1 protein-coding gene is annotated in these 693 nt (G+C 63.8%); it reads right to left on the bottom strand.

Annotated elements, in window-relative coordinates:
• A partial coding sequence (locus tag ABQX22_RS26665; RefSeq protein ID WP_349802855.1) for a CHASE3 domain-containing protein occupies window positions 1-656 on the bottom strand: 656 nt, incomplete at its 3' end.
• Window positions 657-693: the final 37 nt, after the last annotated feature.

The following is a 693-nucleotide window of genomic DNA, read 5'->3' as shown; positions in this document are numbered from 1 at the left end:
GCCAACGTGCGCAAGCGCCCGGACAACGCCGAGGCGAACCACGCCACCGCAAAGACCGCGCCCAGGCCACCGAGCATCGCCGCGCTCAAGGTGATGATGAGATTACGCTGGCGCAGCCCCTGCGCCTTGGCGGTGCGTACCTGCAACTGCGCGGTTTCGTAGTTGCGCAGTTCGCGCAATTCGGCGCGCAGGATGTCGAGCTTGTACTTGCCGTCCCAGAGCTGGCGGATCTCTTCTTCGCGGCTCAGATCCGGTGCCAGCAAACGGCGCCAGCCCTGCATTTTTTCGGCAAATAACGGTTTGATGCGCGCAAACCGCTGCGCTTGTCCCGGGTCGGTGATGCGTTGCGAGAGCCGTTCGGCCACGCGTTGCAACCGCGGTTCGGCATCGCGGTAAGGGGTAAGGAATTCATCGCGGCGCACCAGGCGATAGCCGCGCACACCTGCTGCGGTTTCGGCCAATAGCGCATGTGCTTCGTACAGATCGCTCAACACTTCCAAGGTTTGGCGCACGTCGTTTTCGGCGGCGATGTTCTGCCGCTCCACGCTGTAGATCGCCATCAGTGCCACGGCCAGCAGCAGCAGCGGCAGGGTCACCACCGCCAGGCTCTTGCGGGTGATCGGCCAATCGTTCCAACGCACCGCCAAAGCATTCATAGCGCGAGTCCGGCATGGACCGCGTACACCGCGGCCT

Source organism: Xanthomonas sp. WHRI 1810A, from assembly GCF_040202885.1.
Classification (GTDB): Bacteria; Pseudomonadota; Gammaproteobacteria; order Pseudomonadales; family Pseudomonadaceae; genus Aquipseudomonas.
The sequence above is the reverse complement of the archived record's forward strand: the minus strand, read 5'-3'. Positions and strand labels throughout refer to the sequence as shown.